Genomic DNA, 20,281 nt, shown 5'->3' with positions numbered 1-20,281 from the left:
ATGGCGGCGGAAACAGCCGAGAAACACCTGCAGGACCCCGGATTTGATTCCGAGGCGGCCAAAAAACGCAAGGCTTACATGCTGGAGCTTTTCGGCTACCAGGCGCCGAAATATGACCTGCACGACGACATCATCGGCCTGGGTATCCACCGCCGCTGGGTCAAGGATGTCCTCAAAATCATCGGCCATTATAAGAAAGATAAAACCAACCTGAAAATGCTCGACCTGGCCTGCGGCACCGGCTTCGTCACCTTTAACACCGCCCGCCATTTCACCGACATTGACATCGACGCCTTCGACCTGGTGCCGGAGATGGTCGAGGTGGCCAAAAAGCGCTACGATAAAAGTTTCCAGGGCCGCCCGATTAAGTTCTGGGTTGGCGATTCCGAGGTCCCCTACGGGGAAAACAAGTACGACATCATCACCACCTGTTTCGCCTTCCGGAACTTCCTCAACAAAAACCTGGCGGCGCAGAATGTCTTCAAGGCGCTCAAACCCGGCGGTATCTTCATCATCCAGGACATGACCAAGCCGGAGAAGCAGCCGCTGCGGGCGCTGTACCTCTTTGCCCTGAAATATCTGCTGCCCGTCGCCGGGACCATCCTGGGCACGGCCAAAGGCTCGCCGCGCTACCTGTACAACTCGGTTATGCTGCTGCCCAGGAATACCGATATCGCTAAAATCCTTACCGACAACGGTTTTAAAGACGTCTGGCACCGCTACCAGAGCGGCGGTATGGGCACGGTCGTCGTAGGTTATAAAAAATGATGAATGAAACGGCATACATGAAAACCCTGCAATATGACATCGGCGGCGGCCGGTCGCGGCCGATATATATCGGCCGGGGCATCCTCGACCGCTTATCCGAGTGCGCCGCGCCGCTTAAAGCCGATAAATTTTTCATTATCACCGACGATACCGTCGCCAAAACTTACGCTGAACCGGTCACCGCCGAACTCTGCAAGGTCGCTGAGACCCATGTATTTGTCTTCCCGGCCGGCGAACAGTCCAAGACGCTGACAACCCTTGAACAGCTGGGCGCCAAGATTTTGGATGCCCGCGCCACCAAATCCTCGGTCATCGTCTGCCTCGGCGGCGGCGTCGTCGGCAACCTTGGCGGCTTGCTGGCGGCTTTACTTTTTCGCGGCATCCGCTTCTTTCACGTGCCTACGACCATGGTGGCCCAGATCGACTCGGCTATCGGCCAGAAGCAGGCGGTCAACTACAAGCGCGGCAAGAACCTTTTCGGCCAGTATTATCCCCCGGAGTTCGTCTTTATCGATTTCGCTTTCCTGCGCAATCTGCCGGCCCGGCAGATCCGGGCCGGCCTGGCCGAATCGGTCAAACACGGCCTGTGCCAGGAAGAGAGCTTCTTCGAGTACATCCGTAAGCGGGCGCCGGAGTTTTCCTGGGATGACATCGAGTACATCTCCGCCCATACCATAGAATTAAAGCTGGAGCTGCTGCTTATTGACCCCTATGAAGGCAAGCTGGACCCGCAGCTTGAGTTAGGCCATACCATCGGCCATGCCGTCGAGATCCGGAAAAACGGCCAGCTGCTGCACGGCGAAGCCATCGCCATAGGCATGACTGTCGAAGCCAAAATCTCGGCCGCCCTGGGTTTCATGGATCCGGGTCTGGCGGCCCGAATCGAAAATATTTTTCAGAAGATCGGACTGCCGACGCGTATCCCCGCCGACATCTCGATCGATGAAATCCTGGAAACGCTCACCTTCGACAACAAGCGGCGCACCGCCATCAACGATTTCTTCCTGCTGGCCAGGTTCTGCGAGTTCCACAAAGAGAACGGCAAGATCGCCTGCAAGGTGCCGGAAGCGGTGTTGAGGCAAGTCCTTGAGAGCGCTTACTAATCCGGCCTCGGTACCGGCAGGCGTCTGGCTCCAGGCAGCCCGCCTGAAGTTTCTGCCCCAGGGCGTCTTTCCGGTGATCATCGCCGGAACGGCGGCCTACTCGGCCGGGTTGTTCATTCCGCTTCACTTCGCTATCGCCCTGCTGGCCGCTGCCGCGGTGCAGATCGGCCTGACCATGTTCAACGATACCCTCGATTTCCAGTACGGTACCGATAAAACGACGATCGGCGCCAAGAACCCTTTCTCGGGCGGTTCGGGCGCCCTGACGTCCGGCCTCGTCAAGCCGCGGCAGGCGATGGCCGTCATCGTCGGGCTGTATCTCTTCGCCCTGGCCTGCGGCATCGGGCTGGCCTTCTATTCCGGCATTGAGAGCCTGTACATCGCCGCGTTGGGGGCTTTTATCTCCATCGCCTACTCGGCCAAGCCTTTCCGCCTGGCTTACCGCGGTTTCGGGGAGCTGGCGATGCTCATCGGGTACGGCCCGGTGTTAACCGCCTGGGCTTATTACATTCACGCCTCGACGGTCACCCTGGATATTATCCTGGCCGGAATTATCCCGGGGCTGTGCATGTGGGCGATGATCCTGATCAACGAAATCCCGGACTACGCCGAGGATTTTGCCGCCGGCAAGAAGAACCTGACCTACCGGCTGGGTCCGGCAGGCTCGAAAAACCTATTTATCGCCTCGCTGGCCGCGATCTATGTCTATATCGCTGTTCTCATCGCCGCTGGAACTCTGCCGCAGGCGGCGGTCCTGGCTTTCCTGGGGATACCGCTGGCCATAGGAGCGGCAGTGACCGCCCACCGGGAGTACGCACATCCCTTAAAGGTTGCCAAAGCTAACAAATACATGGTATTAATATACTCTCTCACCAATGCGGCCGTAGCCGCGGCATTTCTGGCGGCATGAGCCGTTCCCTTTCTTCAACGAAAGCGTATGGCTCTCAAGCAGGGGTAAGATGAGCAAAACGTTAGATGAATACCGGGACATGACCGAAGAATACGTCGAAGCCAAACAGGTACTCCAGGGTATTTCGGATATCACCGCCAGTGTTGCAAGGTGCCTGACTACCGAGCCGTACCGGATGACCTTCTCCGGGTCGGGGATGGATCTGCCGCTCGACCCGGATTTCGCCGGCAAGCCTCTGGTCTGCGCCTCTGAGCAGTGGCCAACGACGCAGATGATGTCAGAAGCTGTCACCAGGCTGTACCGAGCCGAGCAATCGTTGCGCGCAGCCTATGAAAAACTTTCCCCGGGTGAAAAACACCTCGTGGAGCCGCCTCCGGCTTCAAAATAGCAAGGATGGACGATGGTAGAACCGAAGTTTTTTGAGACGATCGCCCCGGCATATGATTTCCTGACCCGGCTGTTCATGGGAGGCACCTATGAGAGCATGCGGAAACGCATGCTGAATGAGGATACATCCCAGATGGACATTCTGGACCTGTGCTGCGGCACCGGCTATATCAGCAATTCCATCAACGCCAGGCGTATCGTCGGGCTCGACCAATCGGAAGCCATGCTGGCGCGCAACGCCAGGGTGAAGAGGGGCAACAAGGAACTGATCAAAGGCAACGCTTATCAGATCAATTTCAAAGAAGGCGAGTTTGACCGTATTTACAACTCCAGCGCTTCTCACGAGTTCAAGCTGTTTTCTCGCCTATTGCAAAAAAGCTTTCATGCCCTGAAGCCCGGCGGCAAGATCATCATTTTCGACATTTACCAGCCCAAGAACACGCTGCTTCGTCTATTTATGAACACTTTCGTGAAATACGTTGTTGAACGGGGCATCATGTTCGTCCATACCAAAGAAGAATGGGCGCGGATGGTCACTGAAGCCGGTTTTGAGATTGAAGAACTCGAACCGGTGAGGGGCCTTTATATCTTCGTTAAAGCCCGGAAACCGGAGCAGGCGGGGTTGCCGGCTGCGGCTTAAAGCCCTTACATCAAACGGGCTGACGGTGTATAATACACCAGTATTTTCTTGAGGGAGAAAACGGCAAATGGGACTAACACTGGGTGAGGCTATCCGTCACATCACCAACAAGAATTACGCCTTGGTGGCCGGAGACCTTTTTGAGGACTGTTTCGGCCGCAAGTACGGCAAGTCCGCGGCCATCCCGGCTAAAGACAAAGCGCAGTGGCCGATCAAGCTGGAGGAGAAACTCAAATCCATCCACCAGCTCAAACTCGCGGAGGGCGAGTACAAGCGGACCCGCCAGGATATTGCCTCCGACACCTATCTGGAAGTCAAGGAATGGCTAGAGGATTCCATCGGCATTCCCCATCCCGAGATCGACCGCACATTCAAACTCGGCATCAAATAGGTTCGTTTTCGCTTCGAACTCAGTCCAGTCCTTCTTTCTGAAGGGCTGGATTATTTTTAGGAGACATCTTGCGCCTGGACAGGTATTTGACACGCCTGGTGATGCCTCCTAGAATCGATGCAAACGGATAAAGATAAGGAACCGCAGATGAGCCTGAAAGAAACCCTGCCCCTGGAACTCAAAGACGCTCTCCGCTCCGGCAACAAGGTTAAGCTGGACACTCTCCGGCTGATCCTTTCGGCGGTTAACTACGCCGAGATCGAGCAGCAGAAGCAACTTGACGACCCCGGCGTTCACGCCGTCATCGCTAAAATGATCAAGCAGCGCCGCGAGAGCATTGACGCTTTCAAGGCGGGCAACCGGCAGGATCTGGCGGACCGGGAACAGGCCGAACTGTCCATCCTCGAGAGTTACATGCCCAGGCAGTTGACCAGAGAAGAAATCACCGCCGAGGCCAAAAAGGTCATCGCCGAGGTGGGGGCTAACAAGCCGCAGGATATGGGCAAAGTCATGGGCAGGCTGTCGCCGATGTTGAAGGGCAAGGCAGACGGCAAGGAAGTGGCCTCGGTGGTGACGGAGTTGTTGAAGCAGTAATCCCGATTTTTGAGTTGGAATCAGGGGTTGCATTTGAAAAGAGCGTACTTGATCGCGGCGATTGGGTGGCTGACGGCGCTAGCTGGAGCAGCTGTGCTGGCGAGCATTCTGCGACCTAGTACATTCCATATTACGTGGAACCCTGCCCAATTTCTTGACCCTTTGAAGTTCTTTACCGTCGGATTGCCGGCTATTGCCCTTGTCCTGTTAACAACTGCTCTTTTTATGAACCGCGGCCGACCGCAGGTAGCAGAGATCCTCGTTCGTGTAGCCTTCGTCATCCTTTTCGCGCTGTCGCTGATCGCGGTAGTCAGCATTTTCGGCGGGCTGATAGCCCCGGCTGCTTGTTTTACCTACATGGCGACGTGGCAGATCAAAAAGTCTCAACCTGCCTGACTCCCCTGACCTCACCCGAGTATTTTTTGATTTCCAACCTGAACTAAAACCGCCTATAATTGGCTCATCCATCCAGGAGGTGTCCGCTTGGCAGACCGAGAAGAACGCGTCATGATCTTCATTGACGGGTCAAATATGTATCACTCGCTGAAAGCTTATTTCCATCGTTCCGACATAGACCTCAACAAGTTTTGCGAAAAACTGGTCAACAAGCGCAAACTGGTGCGCATCTACTATTACAACGCCGAAGTCGGTCAGCGCGAGGAACCGGAGCGCTATAAGGACCAGCGGGCTTTCTTCGACAGCGTCGAGGCCATCCCGTATACCGAATTGAGGCTGGGCCGCCTGGTTTACACCAACGCCTGGCCTAACACCCCGCCCTATGAGAAGGGCGTCGATGTCATGCTGGCCACCGATATGCTGACCCACTGTTTCAAGGGCAACTACGATACCGCCATCCTGGTCGCCGGCGACTCTGACTTCGTCGGCGCCTTACAGGCGGTCAAGGACTACGGCAAACATGTCGAAGCCGCCCTTTTCGGTGAGGAACGGACTTCGGTGCCGCTGCGCAAGGTGGCCGATGTCGTCCACATCATTGACGGCAACCTCCTCAGGGGCTGCTGGAAGGCGCCGCCGCCTCAGCCCCGCCAGCACCGCCCGCACCACCCCCGGCCGCCGCAGCCCCAGCAGCAGCCGCAGCAAGCTCAATCACAAACTCCGCCGCAGGCTCCCCCGCCTTTTACGCCGACCTTTTCGCCGCAGCCGCCGGCTCCTCCGCCATCGCACCAGCTGCCGCCGTCACCCCCGCCTCAGTTCCTGCCGCGGCCCTTCAACCCCGATGGCTGAACCGGGAGTGGCTTCCCTTGGTCTGGGATAGAGCGCTCAAAGACCGTCTGGCTGCCGAAACCGGCGCCCGGGTCCGGGACTGGGGCGGCGGCCTGCCGCTGGCGGTGGTTTACGCCAACAGCTACCGCGTCGCCATGTCCAACCTGGGCGTTCACGCCCTTTACAAATGGCTTAACGACCGGGAAAACTTACTCGCCGAGCGTGTTTTCTGGGATACCGACCGCCTTTCCACCTCCGGCGCCCTGTCCGTCGAGAGCCGCCGTCCGCTGACGGATTTTTCCGCGCTTCTATTCTCCATTTCCTGGGAGCTAGACTTCCTGAACCTGCCGCCGATGCTGCGCGCCGCCGGCATGCCGGTTTATTCAAAGGACCGGGACGAATCCCAGCCGCTGGTTATCGGCGGCGGCGCGGCGCTGACCGCCAACCCTCTGCCGGTAGCCCCGTTCTTCGATGCCGTCTGTATCGGCGAGGCCGAGGCCATCCTGCCCCAACTATGCCAGGCTCTGGAGCAAACGGTCAGCCTCTCCCGGCAAGAACAGCTTGAACGCCTGGCGGCGGTGCCGGGCGTGTTCGTGCCGTCCATCCCGGCCGAGGTCAAACGCCGGTATGTTCAGGATCTGGACCTTTTCCCGGTCGGCACCCAGGTCTTCACCGGGGACACCGAATTCGGCGATATGTTCATGATGGAAGTGCAGCGCGGCTGCCGTTTTTCCTGCCGCTTCTGCCTGGTGGCCGCCGCTTTCTGCCCCTTCCGCTGGCGCTCCCTAGATTCATTGCTGGACCAGGCGGCCGGCGCCCGTAAGTACCGCGGCCGGGTGGCTCTGGTCGGCCCGGTGGCTGCGGAACACCCGCGTTTCGCTGACCTGCTGCGCGGTTTGCGGGAACTGGGCTACGGCCTGTCGGCCGGCTCGATGCGGGTCAAGCCGATATCCGATGAAATTCTCGATGAACTGGCCAAAGGCGGCGTCAAGAGCCTGACTGTCGCCCCGGAGGCCGGCACCCCGGAACTGCGCCGCGCCATAGGCAAAGGGTTCTCGGATGATGATGTGATTGCAGCGGTCGGCAAGATCGGCCGGGCCGGCATCAGGCAATTGACCCTCTACTCCATGGTCGGCCTGCCGGGTGAGACCGATGCCGACGTCCGCGCCCTGGCCGCCCTGGCGCTGCGCTGTAAAGCTGAAGCTGACCGCTACGCCGTTGTCCTGTCGCTCAACGTCTCGGCTTTCGTCCCCAAGCCCCATACCCCCTTTGAGCGTCTGCCGATGGCGGATTCACCGGACATTGACCGGCGCTTCGACCTCCTGGAGCGGGCGCTGCAGGGCTGCGGCGTCAAAGTCAAAGCAGACAACGCCGCCTGGGCTCAGGTCCAGGCGGCGTTGTCGAGGGGGGATGAGAAGCTGGCGCCGGTGATCGAAAAACTGGATAAGATTTCGCTGGCCGGCTGGCGCCGGTCCCTGAAGGCCGCGGGTCTTTCGGCGGCGGATTTTACCGCCCGACGCTACGCCCCGGGTGAGACCCTGGCCTGGGACGTCATTAAAATGTAGTCTCGGAACGCCCAATAATAAAAACGCGCGGTTTAAGCTGCGCGTTTTGTCGTTCGAGTGGAAAATTCAGCTTTTCAGGATGCGCACCGTCTGGATGGCCGGCAGCATGATGATGTAGATGAACAGCACCACCACCAGCAGGGTATTGCCCTCTATGCCGCCGTCCGTCACGCTGACTTTGATCAGGGCGCCGGCCGCTGCCAGGTAGAGCAGGACCGAAAAAATGGTCTCGATGCGGATGATCCAGCGCGGCACCAGCTGCAGCGCCCCGGACAGGGCGACCATGAACCCGATGACGATGAACAATATCCCCAGGATGCTGGCCGCCACCCCGAAGGTGTCGCCGGAAGTGATGATGAACAAAGAACCCACGGTCACGTATGCGATTGACTGCGTCAGGCGGCCGAAGATGTTTTCTCTCACAGGCGCTCCTTATCAACCCGGTCTGCTGCCGATTGCCGGAAATTATACACCGCTTTACTCAGTTTGTAATCAATTTTTCCATGTAAAAAGAACGAGGCGGGCATTTGCCCACCTCGTTCCTGCGTCCGATTCGGAAGCGTTTAGCCTTTGTTGTAGCCGCCGTGCCGGGAAGTGACGGCGGTGCTGTAACCATGTGAAGGCAGGGACATGTCCCACCATTCTTCTTTTTCTTCATCGTTTTTGAGGCCTAAGCCAAAGACTTCGTGCATCTCAGCGAAGAAGCTGTTGAACAGCGGAGTAACCGCCGAAGTGCTGCGGACCAGATCATGGATCATGGCGTCGTCTGCGGAGTTGAAAACGCAGGAGCCGAAGCAGCGCAGGCAGGCGTCAACCGATTTACGATAGCCGGCGCAGGAGATCATGTCGGTCCAGTAGGTTTTGCGCCCTAATTTGAAGTATTCGCTCTCGCCGGGGGTTGGTTTGTCCCAGCCGAGGCCGGGCAGTGGCGGATCTTTAGGCGTTACGGCTGATGGGTATGGATCATAGGATATTTCGCGGCCGCCTTTGGGTTCAATGGAGTTGGACGGGCAGTATTTGGCGCAGGTGCCGCAGGAATGGCAGAAGCGCCAAATGCCGGCGTCGATAGGTTTGGTTTCTTCCAGCGGCAGGTCGGTCAGGATGTGGAAGAAGCCGGTCCAGGAGCCGTGTTCCGGGTTGATGGCCATGATGGTGTGCCTGGAGTTCTCCGCCAGGCCGGAAAACACCGCGCCGGCTTCGGAGGGGACGCCGCGGTAAGGATTGTCGGCTAGACCCTGGTAACCCAGGCCGCGGAGGAATTCCTGGGTGTTGGGCCTGATGACGGTGGTCATGCGGTAGCGGCAGTTGTTGGCGGCGCCGAAGAGCTGAGAATGGGCGGTGCGGGCTAGTTCCTTGGGCATCGGGATAGTGAATGTGACTTCCCACATGTCTTTGTTGGGGATGTAGAAGGTCCCGGTAGCCGAATCGACGTAACCGGTGGGGACATCCGCGAAAACCATTGGCTTGGTGACCGTCGTCGGCACATTGAACTTCGGCGGGTAGTACGAGTAAGAAATATTGTCGCCATGGGTACCGACCAATTTCTTGTGGTGGTCATCCAGCTTGGAAACCCCGATATCCTGGGCGCCATACAGCTTCATCGCCGCCCGCAGCATCTTGGTATTTTCCTCCGGCGTGCCTTCCCATTTGGGTACGCCGAGCTGCTCCGGGGTCTTGGCCCGCTGCGGGCCGATGAAAGCGGGGGTGTTGGCGCCTCTGAAGGTGTCTTCCCATTTGCCGTAGGCTGAATTTTCGCGGTTGGCGCCGTTGGCCAGCGCGTAATCGCGCAGGCTGTAGCCCGGTTCGCCGGCCTTCATCCGGTCGGTGGCTGAAGGCATGGTCATGGCTTTCCATTCTTCGAGGCCGTAATACCTTGCCTGGATGATGTCAGACTGGGTGCTGTGGAAGCCGTGATGGCGGGCCATCAAATCCCAGTCAACATCAACGGTGGGTTCGTCCTTTTCCTTGATCCACCATGAGCGCTTGGGAGCGCTGCCCTTGGCGGCGGCAACTTCATCCAGGTCGTGGAAGCCGGGTGCGGCCAAAGCGGCCGCGGCGCCGACGCCGCCAGCCAGGCCTACATTTTTAAGAAATTCGCGGCGGGATACTGTGCTGTGAAATCTGGACATTTGGTACTCCTTAAATGATGATAGTCGACCGTCTTTCCGGCAGCCACCCGGCCTGTTCCCGGGAGTCAAAGGGGCATATTCCATCTCCTTTCAGGTCAGATTTTTATGACTTGGCGGTAGAGCCCCAAGACGAAAAGGTACCAAAATCTGGGTTCTGGCACGGCTTTACGCTTCAATAATCCTTGCCGGGATTAAATTAGTAAGGATTTTATCTGAGATGGGCGTTGAGATGCAGTTAAATTGTGTTAAGTCAGCTCAACACAATAAAAAACCGAAGGGGGGCGGGAGAAATTCTCCCGCCCCCCTTCGCATATACCCTTGCCGATGCCGGTGTTACTGCAGGTGCTTCTTGATCGTCTCGAACTGCTCCTGGGTGATCTCGCCTTTGGCGTACCGCTCCTTGGCTATATCCAGGGGCTCCCGCCGCGGCTCCCCGCCCCCGGTATGGATAGTTCCGGACCGGGTCAGCGTGACTACAGCCCAGATGACGAGCGCGATTATGGCAATCCAGAAGATGAACATGAAGAACCCCCCGAACCCCCAGTTGGCCATATGACTAGACCAGTACCACATAATCCCCTCCTGACAGCGGAATTATACCACCGTATCCGTGGAGGCGAAGTGATGTGGGTTACAAGCCTGAATCAGCAGGTGCCTTTTTCCAGCACCAGGGAAATGACGCTGATGTCTTTGCGCAGCGTCCAGCCGAGGCTCTCCCAGAACCCGATGCCCTCGGCGTTGTCGTTGAAGATGAACAGGTGGCATTTGTTGATGCCCTCAGCCTTCAGCGCCGAAAGCGTCGCCTCCGCCAGCCGCCGCCCGATGCCGCGTTTGCGATAGTCGGGATGAACCGCCAGGTGGTGGATGTAGCCCCGCCGCCCGTCGTGGCCGCCCAGTATGGTGCCGACCAGCCGTTCTCCGTCCCAGGCACCGAAGCTGCAGCCGGGGTTGCGCTCAAGATACTTGGTTATGCCGCAGCGGGAGTCCGCGTCAGACAGCCCGATGCCCTCGCAGGCCTGCCACAGGGCGATGGCCTGGTCATAGGCGGCGGCGGTGAGGGGGCGAAGTAAAGTTTGCACTTAAACCCTTTAACGGAGTGTATTAAAGTATCAGCGATTTAGGATAGTCTAGGCTAAAGCTGGTATTCTGTTTTTAACTTGATGACTTATTGAGATTTAAGGCTAAGATTTCTTCCAAGCTGTTCAAGTTCGAGGAGTTCAAGCTCTACTAGACGCGCATTATTTTCATGAATTTCTTTTGCGTACCATTTTGAAAAACTTTTTAGATAGTACGGACAATAATTATTAATCGCTAACTGAGTAGATAAAACAAGAATCGATAAAGCCATTGTACTAATGTGGGCGATATCCCTCTGGTTTCGAATGGGACCCAAAAAACTGTTACCATCCAGTGTGCGCGCAGTCAGGTGGTGGGCGTCGTTCATATGGGATATCCTTGACCATGACGCATACAGCGTTAGATATAATGAACCTTGATTCAAGTGTTTAGCAAGCGCCTTTATATTACGGGGACCGTTAAAAAACGAATACCATTCGGGATGGATGTTTCCCATTGAAACCATTTTTTTATATTCATCATAGAATGGCTTGTAACTTGGTTGGTTAAGATCTTCTTCAAGTTTTTCGGTTTCCTTACTAATATCTGGAATAGGCAAGCGCCCTGTGTATCTGAAGGTTTCGTCCTTAGCAAACGCCTGTTCCAGCTCCGCCCCTTTTTTTGTTGTCGGTGTCATTAATTCGCACGAATTCATTTGATCAATCTTATTTTTTACTATCCAAGCCTTGGATCTTTCTTCTCTGTTCTTTTCAAGCAGGTATTCAAGTGATAGCCTTGCTTCAAACATGCTTCGAAGTAGCAAATGGTTTGGTGACCCACAACCATGTGTAATCAAGACTTCGATACTATCGGCCAATTGGATAATATGAAGGTAAGTTGCCAATGGTGGGAAAGCTTCGTCAGTCTTGCCTTCTTTTGATAAAACACATTTCTGATATGCGGTTGTCGCGTAATTGATCGCTTCTTGAAGTACGGATGATATGAGTGTGGTTAAGGAGTTATTTGTATTTGGCTCACGATTGAGTAGATGAGTTTCTGCTTTCGTTGGCATGTGGTTAACTTAATTTTAAGAGGATTATAAATAAATGGGAAAAAGCGCCTGGGCATCTCGCACCAGGCGCTTCAGTGAATCCGGCTGGACTCGATCTATTTCCAATCATATGTACAACGCAATTAGCACTTCGTAAATCCGCAGCCGGGGCAGATGAAGCACCCTTCCTGATACACCAGGATGCTGCCGCAGTCCACGCACTGGCCGGCCACGTTCTTCACGATGCCGAAGTCCTTGATGACCTTCTTCTCCCCGTGGCCGTTGCCGTTCCCGTTGCCGTTGACCTCAGCCTTGCCCTCCAGTTTGACGGACAAGCCGCTGTTGATGTAGTTCTCCAGCACCGTGGCAATGGCGTCGGCGCAGGACAGCACGCTCTTGCCGTTGTCCCAGGCGATGCTCGGGCAGCGGATGCCCTTGAGCTGCTTGGCCACGTCGTCAATCGGCACGCCGGAGCGGAGCGCCAGGGAGGCCAGGCGGCAGGTGGACTCAAGCTGCGCCGTAGCGCATCCTCCCGCCTTGCCCAGGTGGGAAAAGACCTCGCAGATGCCGGTGGAATCGGTGTTGATGGTGATGTACATGTTGCCGCAGCCGGTCTTGACCTTCTCGGTGAAGCCGGTGGTGACTTTGGCGCGCTCGCGCGGGCCCATCGGCTTGGCCGGGGCGGCCGGCGCGGCGGCTTCGGGCTTAACTTCGGCTTTGCCGGTGGACATCGGCTGGTCGGCCTTGCAGCCGTCGCGGTAGATGGTGATGCCCTTTAGGCCTTCATCAAAGGCCATCAGGTACACCTTGTCCACGTCGGCCACGGTGGCGTCGGCCGGGAAGTTGACCGTCTTGCTGACGGCGTTGTCGGTATACTTCTGGAACACCGCCTGCATCTTCACATGGCCTTCCGGGGTGATGTTATGGGCGGTGACGAAAAGCTTCTTCGCCGCCTCGGGCACTTCTTTGAAGTCCTCCAGGTGGGCGCCGGCGGCCAGCTTCTCCATCATCTCCTTGCTGAAGAAGCCGCCCTCCACCGAGGCGCGCTGGAAGTAGGGATTGACCTCCACCATCTTCGTCCCGTCCATGATGTTCCGGGTGAAGCACAGGGCGAAATGCGGCTCGATGCCGGAAGAGCAGCCGGCGATGATCGACAGCGTCCCCGTCGGGGCGATGGTGGTGCAGGAGGCGTTGCGCATCTTGACCCGGCCGTCGTAGACCGATTTTTCATAGGCCGGGAAGGTTCCGCGGCTCGCCGCCAGCTCCTCCGATGCCTTGTGGGACTCCGCCTGGATGAAGCCCATGACCTCCTCCGCGGCTTCAAGCGCCTCCGGCGAGTCGTAGGCGATGCCGAGGTCGATCAGCAGGTCGGCGAAGCCCATGACCCCCAGGCCGATCTTGCGCGTCTGGCGCGTCCGTTCGGCGATCTGCGGCAGCGGGAACTTGTTGACGTCTATGACGTCGTCCAGGAAGCGGACGGCGGTGCGCACGGTGTAGCCCAGCCGGTCGTAATCAATGGATTTCCTGCCGTTGCCTTTGGTCATTTTGGACAGGTTGATCGAGCCCAGGTTGCAGGACTCGTAGGGTAAAAGCGGCTGCTCGCCGCAGGGGTTGGTGGACTCGATCTTGCCGAGGTGCGGCGTCGGGTTGCCGGCGTTGATGCGGTCGATGAAGACTACGCCCGGGTCGCCGGTCTTCCAGGCCAGGTTGACGATCTGGTCGAAGATGTCCCGCGCCTTCTTTTTCTCGACGATCTCGCCGTTGTGGGGGTTGATCAAATCGTATTCGCCGTTGGCGCGAACGGCTTCCATGAAGGCGTCGGTCACAGCCACCGACAGGTTGAAGTTGGTCAGCACCCCGGCGGTCTGTTTGGCCTTGATGAAGCGCTCGATGTCCGGGTGATCCACGGAAAGGATGGCCATGTTGGCCCCTCTGCGGGTGCCGCCCTGCTTGATGACGTCGGTGGCCACGTCGAAGGCGCGCATGAAGGACACCGGGCCGGAGGCGACGCCGCCGGTGGAGCCGACGCGGTCTTTCTCCGGCCGGAGGCGCGAGAAAGAGAAGCCGGTGCCGCCGCCGGACTTGTGGATCATGGCGGTGTGCTTCACGGCGTCGAAAATGCTCTCGATGGCGTCATCGATGGGCAGGACGAAGCAGGCGGACAGCTGCCCCAGCTCGCGCCCGGCGTTCATCAGGGTGGGGGAGTTGGGCAGGAATTCCAGCCGCGCCAACAGGCCGTAAAATTCATCCTCCACGGCGCGGATATTGATCTTCGGATCGTAGGACAGCTCGGCGGCGGCGACAGTCCGGGCGACGCGCCGCAGCATGTCCTCCGCCTTCTCGACAGGATTCCCGGCCTTGTCTTTTTTAAGGTAGCGCTTCTCCAGCACCGCCAGCGCGTTCGCCGAAAGCTCGACTCTCTCCGGAATGATGTTTCGGATTTCGGTTTTCGGTTTTCGTGCTTCGGATTTCGTATTTCGGGTGGCGGCTGGCATGTTCTTCTCCTGTTTTGATGTTTTAGGCGCGGCGGCGGCAACCGGCGGCGGGGGTATGGGTGGTTTGGGTACCTCGATAACATCCGTTCGCCCTGAGCCTGTCGAAGGCTGAACGGCGGAACCGGCCGACTTCACGCCCTCGACGGCGTCCTTGACCAGGTTCTCGATCTCGTCCTCGGTCACCGCGATGGACACTCTGGCCTGCGGCGTGACGAAAGCCTCCATGCCGGGCAGGGCGGCGGCGGGTTTTTCGAGCCGCTCGATGATCCGGGCGGTGATCTGCTCGATGCGGGCGCGGTCGGCGATGCCCATGGCCGAAGCCTGGTTGAAAATTAAGCTGGCGATGCGGTTTTTATCTACTATTGGTTTGCCCGATGGCTGCGGCGTCATAAGCTGTCCTTTACGCTATTGTCTTTGCGAGGACTCGCTCGCATGGCGAGTCCGTGGCAATCTGATTCGGATTGTCATCATTTCCCCTGCCCTTTGGCCGACAGCGACAGATGCCGCCCGCCGCGCCCCTGGCCGGCGCCGTCTTCTTCGGGCAGCAGCGGCAGCTGTGAGCGGGGCGCCGGGTCGCGGTCGATCAGCCGGTCCACCATCTCCTTGAACTCGGTGACATCGGTGAACTTGCGGTAGACCGAGGCGAAGCGGATGTAGGCGATGTTGTCCGCCGCCTTCAGCTTCTCCATCACCTTGTCGCCGACAAGCGTCGTCGGTATCTCCGCCCGGCCGGTCTCGATCAGCTCGGCCTCGATCTCGTCGGCGATGCGGTCTACCGTGCCTGCCGGCAGGGGGCGCTTCTCGCAGGCCTTGTGCAGGCCGCCCAACAGCTTTTCCTTGCTCCACTCCTCGCGGCGGCCGTCGCGCTTGAGGACGAACAGGGCGGCCGGCTGGATGCGCTCGTAGGTGGTGAAGCGGAAGCCGCAGCCCAGGCACTCGCGGCGGCGGCGGATGCCGTCCTCCACTTCGCGTGAGTCAACCACTTTCAGTTCCGGATTTTTGCAGTTGGGGCAGTTCATCTGTACTTTCAGCGGGGCTGTCTTTTGTTCTAAAAACCACAACCTGTTGTGGTCGCCGGTATAAAGTACCACTAGGTGTTGGGTAAGTCAATAGGTAAAAAGTAATTTATTTTTTAGAAATACGCCGTGTCCCGCCCGGATCGGCGGCTTCGGCGCCCGGAAAAAATTTCCGGCCAAAAACGACAAAACCCACTTGACAGCCTGAAGGAACTGGTGTGCTATAATCCGGCTCCCCGGTAAAACATGAGAGGATCACCTGACTTGGATAACGCCGCCGCCGCCGATAGTTGTTTCTTTTTTGCCGGTTTCCGCCTGCCGCCTTCAGCCTGGGGAAAGCCAAACGCGGGAAAGCGGTATCGTTTCCTTCGATATATATTATTTTGAAAAATACAAAAACAATTCCCGGCCGGAGAGCTGAAACGCGGCGCTATTTGACCAGCCGCGGCGCAAGTGGTTATAATCCAACTCTTGTAAGAAGCTTGAATGACTGAAAATATCTCCCTCGATAATTTAAAGCAGAACGCCCTCGCCGAGCTGGCAGCGGTCTCCACCGCGGATGCGCTGGAAGCCTGGCGCGTCGGCTGGCTGGGTAAGAAGAGCCAGTTGAACACCGTCCTGCGCGGCCTGGCCGCCCTGCCGGTGGAAGAACGGAAAAGCCTGGGCGCCGCGGCCAATGTCGTCCGCCAGGACCTGGAGTCAGCCTTGGCCGCCCGTGAACAGGATTTTTCAGACCGGCTTTTGGAATCGGCGCCGGGTATAGACATCACTCTGCCTGGACGGCCGTGGCTTTCCGGCCGGCTGCACCCGGTGACCCGGGTCATCAACGAGATCACCGATATCTTTTCCTCGCTCGGCTTTTCCGTCGTCGAAGGCCCGGAAGTCGAATATGACCGCTACAACTTCGATGCCCTGAATATCCCCAAGGAACACCCGGCCCGCGACACCATGCAGACCTTCTGGGTCGACGATGTGGATGAAAAAGACGAGCGGCACGTGCTGCTGCGGACCCACACCTCGCCGATGCAGGTGCGGTTCATGGAAAAATACAAAGAACCGCCGATCCGTATCGTGGTGCCGGGGCGCGTCTACCGTTATGAAGCCACCGACGCTTCCCATCTGCCAATGTTCCACCAGGTCGAAGGGCTGATGGTTGACCGCAATGTGTCGCTGGCCCAGCTAAAAGGGACGCTCTTTGAGTTCGCCCGGCGCTTTTTCGGTCCGGAGCGGCGGGTTCGTTTCCGCTGCGACTTCTTCCCCTTCGTCGAACCCGGCGTCGAAATGGCGGTGGAATGCGCTTCCTGCAAGGGCGCCGGCTGCCGCGTCTGCGGCAATTCCGGTTGGCTGGAGATTCTGGGGGCGGGCATGGTGCATCCCAAAGTGCTTGAAGGGGTGGGGATAGATTCCACCATTTATTCCGGTTTCGCTTTTGGCATGGGTGTTGAGAGGCTGCCGATGCTGCGCTACGGCGTTGATGACATCCGCCTGTTCTATTCTTCAGATTTGCGCTTCTTGAGGCAGTTTTAAATGAAGGCCCCGATTTCCTGGCTTAAAGATTATACGGATATCGCTATTTCCCCTGAGGAACTGGCGGAGAAGCTGACGCTGGCCGGCAATGAAGTCTCCGGCATCTCATCTACCACGCCTGCCTGGACGGGGGTACTGGCCGCCGAGGTGGTAGCCGTAGAGGCTCATCCTAACGCCGACCGGCTGAGACTGGTCACCGTCAACACCGGGGCCTCGGACCAGCCGAAGGTAGTGTGCGGGGCGCCCAATGTTGCCGTCGGCCAGAAGGTGGCTTTCGCCGCTGCCGGCGCCAAACTCATTGACGGTCATACCGGCAAGGAGATGGAACTCAAACCCGCCGTAATCCGCGGCGTTGAATCCCGGGGGATGGTGCTTTCCGAGCGTGAACTGGGATTGTCGGACAAACATGAAGGGATTCTGGTTCTGCCGGAAAATACGCCTGTCGGCGCGCCGCTGGCCGATGTTCTCGGTGATAAGGTCCTTGAAGTTGATGTCACCCCGAACCGCGTTGACTGCCTTTCGATCATCGGCCTGGCCCGGGAAGCCGCCGCCGTCATCGGTTTTGAGAAGATCAAGTTAACTGAACCGTTCGGCATCAAGATGCCGGACCTGAACTACGAAGAAAAAGGCTCGCCGATCGCCGATGAGCTTTCAGTTGAGATAGCCGATGCCGAATTGTGCCCGCGTTACACCGCGAGCGTCGTAAAGGGTATTAAAATCGGCGAATCGCCGGACTGGCTGAAAAAGCGGCTGACCGCAGTCGGAATGCGGCCGATAAACAATGTCGTTGATATCACCAACTACGTCATGCTGGAGTACGGCCAGCCGCTGCACGCCTTCGACCTCTCGAAGATCGCCGGCGGCAAGATAATAGTCCGCCGCGCCGCCGAGGGGGAGAAATTTATCACCCTGGATGGCGAGGAACGGCAGCTTACCACCGATACACTGATGATAGCCGATGCCGAAAAAGCCGTGGCTATCGGCGGCGTCATGGGCGGCGCCAACTCGGAGGTATCGGAAACTACCGCCGACGTGGTTATCGAATCTGCCAATTTCAACCCGGTCAGCATCCATCATACGTCGCATCGCCTGAAGCTGATCTCCGAGGCCTCGATTCGCTTCGAACGCAACATAAACCGCGAAGTGCCGATGCATGCGCTTAAAAGGGCGACTCAATTGATGCTGCAGCTTTGCGGCGGGCAGGCTCAGACCGGGATTATAGATGTTTTCCCGGGGAAGAAGCTTCGTGCCGGAATTCAGGTATCACCCACCCGCTTCAGCACCATTCTCGGCTCCGATATGACCTACGACAGGATACTCAAGGCGTTGAAAGCCCTGGGAATCGAATGGTACTGGGAGACGACTGACGAGACCGATTACAGCGGTTCCGAAACCCAATTCCTGCGGGTTTATCCCCCGTGGTGGCGCACCGACCTGTCGATCCAGGAAGACATCATTGAGGAAGTCGCCCGGATCATCGGTTATGACCAGCTTCCCGCTTCTCCGCTGTCCGGCGAGATTCCCAAACGGGTCGGCCCGCCGATTATGGCCTTTAAGAAGCTGTTCCGCATGGCGCTGGTCGGTTTCGGCTTCCAGGAAACGCTATCCCTATCGCTGTCCAGCCTCGACGCTCTTAAGCGTACGGTGTCGGACGGCAAGCTCGCCTCCGAGCCGGTGATGTTACTCAATCCGATGTCGTCGGAGCAAGAATGCCTTCGCACCAACCTGAGAGCGCCGCTACTGGCTGCCGTGGCTGCCAACCGCCGTTATGAAGAGGGCGGCCTTCGCCTGTTCGAGGTGGGCAGGGCTTACCACGCCAGGAAAGGCACGCTGCCCCACGAACCGGAGATGGTCTGCGGCATTATCGCCGGCGAGGCTGAACCCAGCGGCTGGCAGCAGTCCAAAAGACCCTTCGACTTCTACGACGCTAAAGGTGTTTTGGAAACTATTTTCGGCCGCATGAACTTGGCCTACACAATCGAGCCGGGGAGCGACGGCGGGCTGCGCCCCGGTCACCAAGCCCAGCTCTCCATTGGAGGGGTGACGTTTGGCGTCTTCGGCGAAGTGCACCCCAGGGTAGCCAAGAATTTCGACATAGAAGAGAAGGTCTATCTCTTCGAGATCAACCTGTCGGCGCTGATGCCTAAGGTGCGGCCGGGCCGCGCCTACCAGCCGCTGCCCAGATATCCGGCGGTGGTCCGGGATATCGCTCTGGTGCTCGATAGCTCGGTTACTCACCAGAGGGTAGGTGAAGTGGTGTCGACTTTCCCGCTGCTTAAAGAGGTCAGCCTGTTCGACGTTTACAGCGGCAAGCAGGTATCAGAGGGCAAGAAGTCGCTGGCCTACCGCCTTACCTTCCAGTCGCCGACGGCTACCCTGACCGACGCGGAAGTGGACAGGGTCATGGCCGACATCGTCTCGGCTCTGATGAGCCAGCTGGGGGCGACACTGCGGGCTTAGGCCGCCGAAAATCGAAATTAGAAATGAAACCGGGGCGTGTTGCGCGCCCCGGTTTTTTTCTTAAATGGGAAAACGAGGGTCGGCCATAGAACGGCGTGTCTCGCTGAGAATCAATGGCTTAAGAGCCCAGTTCCCGCGCCCGCCGCAGCGCGGCTTCGATGGAATTGTTCACCAACTCCTTAAATCCGCCGGTCTCAAAAACCTTAAGCGCCTCGGCGGTAGTACCTCCGGGGGAAGTGACCATCTTCCGAAGCTCGGCCAGGTCTTTACCGGACTGCCGGGCGAATTCCGCGGAGCCGACGGCGGTCTGGAGTGTGAGTTGGCGGGCTGTTTCTGGTGTGAATCCCATCCTGACGCCGGCTTCGATGAGCGCCTCCATGAATAGAAAGAAATAAGCCGGACCGCTGCCGGAGAGGGCGGTGGCTTTATCCAGGTCGCCCTCGTCGAAGGTGAATAGTTCCTCGCCCATGGCCGACAGGATTCGGCGGGCGGTCTCTTTTTGGTTATCGTTCACCGCATCGGTCGCTGTCCAAACGCTCATCCCCTTATTGACCATGGCCGGGGTGTTGGGCATGACACGGACAACCGACTGGTGTTTTAATCCTTCGACAAGAGTTTTGGCCGTCTTGCCGGCGATGATCGAAACTACCAGTTGGCGCGGTTCTAAACGGCCGGAAAGATCAGCGGCGACCTCCGCCAGGTTTTGGGGCTTGACGGCCAGGATGATGACATCGGCGTTGCGGACGGCTTCGACGTTTGAGGCCGTAGCCCTGACCCCAAGTTCCAGGATAAGCGCCCGCCGGGACTCTTCGCGGACATCAGCCACGATCATCTCGTCCGGCAGAGCGAGTTCCTTGCCGATGATGGCGGAGATCATGGCGCGGCCCATGTTGCCGCCGCCGATAAATGCGATTTTCATCATGCCCCTCTTTTTACCCCGTTCCGGCTCGTGTGAAAGACAAGGCCGC

At 58.0% G+C, this 20,281-nt stretch carries 20 protein-coding genes; 12 read left to right on the top strand and 8 right to left on the bottom strand.

The window, feature by feature from the left end; all coding sequences use genetic code 11:
* The 10 genes from DEALK_RS00780 to DEALK_RS00735 all read left to right on the top strand — a co-directional run bounded on the left by DEALK_RS00780 (position 1) and on the right by DEALK_RS00735 (position 7,579).
* Positions 1-768, top strand: a complete 768-nt coding sequence (locus tag DEALK_RS00780; RefSeq protein ID WP_058437787.1) for a class I SAM-dependent methyltransferase — start codon at positions 1-3, stop codon at positions 766-768.
* Positions 765-1,871: an iron-containing alcohol dehydrogenase gene (locus DEALK_RS00775; protein ID WP_083496297.1), complete on the top strand. Its 1,107-nt coding sequence runs from the start codon at positions 765-767 to the stop codon at positions 1,869-1,871. Before DEALK_RS00780 ends, DEALK_RS00775 begins: the two co-directional genes overlap by 4 nt.
* On the top strand, positions 1,855-2,781 hold the full coding sequence (locus DEALK_RS00770; protein WP_058437786.1) for a prenyltransferase: 927 nt from the start codon (positions 1,855-1,857) through the stop codon (positions 2,779-2,781). The genes DEALK_RS00775 and DEALK_RS00770 overlap by 17 nt, the downstream gene beginning before the upstream one ends.
* A 49-nt stretch (positions 2,782-2,830) precedes the next feature.
* The gene (locus DEALK_RS00765; RefSeq protein ID WP_058437785.1) at positions 2,831-3,169 is read left to right on the top strand and encodes a hypothetical protein; all 339 of its coding nucleotides are present in this window, start codon (positions 2,831-2,833) and stop codon (positions 3,167-3,169) included.
* Between the two features lie 12 nt (positions 3,170-3,181).
* A complete protein-coding gene (locus DEALK_RS00760) occupies positions 3,182-3,808 on the top strand; it encodes a class I SAM-dependent methyltransferase (protein ID WP_058437783.1) in 627 nt (208 codons plus the stop codon).
* 67 nt (positions 3,809-3,875) lie between these two features.
* A complete protein-coding gene (locus DEALK_RS00755) occupies positions 3,876-4,199 on the top strand; it encodes a hypothetical protein (protein ID WP_058437782.1) in 324 nt (107 codons plus the stop codon).
* Between the two features lie 147 nt (positions 4,200-4,346).
* Positions 4,347-4,793 carry a GatB/YqeY domain-containing protein gene (locus DEALK_RS00750; protein WP_058439995.1) on the top strand — a complete coding sequence of 149 codons (447 nt, stop codon included), beginning with the start codon at positions 4,347-4,349 and terminating at the stop codon, positions 4,791-4,793.
* A gap of 33 nt (positions 4,794-4,826) precedes the next feature.
* Positions 4,827-5,189, top strand: coding sequence for a hypothetical protein (locus tag DEALK_RS00745; protein ID WP_144437047.1), 363 nt, complete (start codon positions 4,827-4,829; stop codon positions 5,187-5,189).
* A gap of 87 nt (positions 5,190-5,276) precedes the next feature.
* Positions 5,277-6,035: a LabA-like NYN domain-containing protein gene (locus DEALK_RS00740; protein WP_083496296.1), complete on the top strand. Its 759-nt coding sequence runs from the start codon at positions 5,277-5,279 to the stop codon at positions 6,033-6,035.
* A 17-nt stretch (positions 6,036-6,052) separates the two neighbouring features.
* Complete coding sequence (locus DEALK_RS00735; RefSeq protein ID WP_058437780.1) at positions 6,053-7,579, top strand: radical SAM protein; 1,527 nt, start codon at positions 6,053-6,055, stop codon at positions 7,577-7,579.
* Between the two features lie 66 nt (positions 7,580-7,645).
* On the opposite strand, the gene DEALK_RS00730 is transcribed toward DEALK_RS00735, so the two are convergent.
* The 7 genes from DEALK_RS00730 to nrdR form a co-directional block, all read right to left on the bottom strand.
* Positions 7,646-8,002, bottom strand: coding sequence for a hypothetical protein (locus tag DEALK_RS00730; protein WP_058437779.1), 357 nt, complete (start codon positions 8,000-8,002; stop codon positions 7,646-7,648).
* Between the two features lie 140 nt (positions 8,003-8,142).
* Positions 8,143-9,708 (bottom strand): reductive dehalogenase, encoded by a 1,566-nt coding sequence (locus tag DEALK_RS00725; RefSeq protein ID WP_058437778.1) that lies wholly within the window; start codon positions 9,706-9,708, stop codon positions 8,143-8,145.
* Between the two features lie 333 nt (positions 9,709-10,041).
* Positions 10,042-10,281: an SHOCT domain-containing protein gene (locus DEALK_RS00720; protein WP_244881563.1), complete on the bottom strand. Its 240-nt coding sequence runs from the start codon at positions 10,279-10,281 to the stop codon at positions 10,042-10,044.
* 71 nt (positions 10,282-10,352) lie between these two features.
* Positions 10,353-10,787 carry a GNAT family N-acetyltransferase gene (locus DEALK_RS00715; RefSeq protein WP_058437774.1) on the bottom strand — a complete coding sequence of 145 codons (435 nt, stop codon included), beginning with the start codon at positions 10,785-10,787 and terminating at the stop codon, positions 10,353-10,355.
* Between the two features lie 86 nt (positions 10,788-10,873).
* On the bottom strand, positions 10,874-11,836 hold the full coding sequence (locus DEALK_RS00710) for a DUF5677 domain-containing protein (protein WP_144437046.1): 963 nt from the start codon (positions 11,834-11,836) through the stop codon (positions 10,874-10,876).
* A 122-nt stretch (positions 11,837-11,958) separates the two neighbouring features.
* Complete coding sequence (locus tag DEALK_RS00705; protein ID WP_083496294.1) at positions 11,959-14,700, bottom strand: vitamin B12-dependent ribonucleotide reductase; 2,742 nt, start codon at positions 14,698-14,700, stop codon at positions 11,959-11,961.
* A gap of 77 nt (positions 14,701-14,777) precedes the next feature.
* A complete protein-coding gene (nrdR, locus tag DEALK_RS00700; RefSeq protein WP_058439993.1) occupies positions 14,778-15,329 on the bottom strand; it encodes a transcriptional regulator NrdR in 552 nt (183 codons plus the stop codon).
* Positions 15,330-15,812: 483 nt separating this feature from the next.
* Between nrdR and pheS the strand changes: the two genes are divergently transcribed.
* Together pheS and pheT are read left to right on the top strand one after the other, a co-directional pair.
* The gene (gene pheS / locus DEALK_RS00695) at positions 15,813-16,853 is read left to right on the top strand and encodes a phenylalanine--tRNA ligase subunit alpha (protein ID WP_058437765.1); all 1,041 of its coding nucleotides are present in this window, start codon (positions 15,813-15,815) and stop codon (positions 16,851-16,853) included.
* On the top strand, positions 16,854-19,313 hold the full coding sequence (pheT, locus tag DEALK_RS00690) for a phenylalanine--tRNA ligase subunit beta (RefSeq protein WP_058437763.1): 2,460 nt from the start codon (positions 16,854-16,856) through the stop codon (positions 19,311-19,313).
* 118 nt (positions 19,314-19,431) lie between these two features.
* Here pheT and proC read toward each other — a convergent pair whose 3' ends face one another.
* Positions 19,432-20,232 carry a pyrroline-5-carboxylate reductase gene (proC, locus tag DEALK_RS00685; RefSeq protein ID WP_058439992.1) on the bottom strand — a complete coding sequence of 267 codons (801 nt, stop codon included), beginning with the start codon at positions 20,230-20,232 and terminating at the stop codon, positions 19,432-19,434.
* Positions 20,233-20,281 lie beyond the last annotated feature (49 nt).

Source organism: Dehalogenimonas alkenigignens (genome assembly GCF_001466665.1).
GTDB lineage: Bacteria > Chloroflexota > Dehalococcoidia > Dehalococcoidales > Dehalococcoidaceae > Dehalogenimonas > Dehalogenimonas alkenigignens.
Note: the sequence above shows the minus strand (reverse complement) of the source record. Positions and strands in the feature narration are given on the sequence as shown.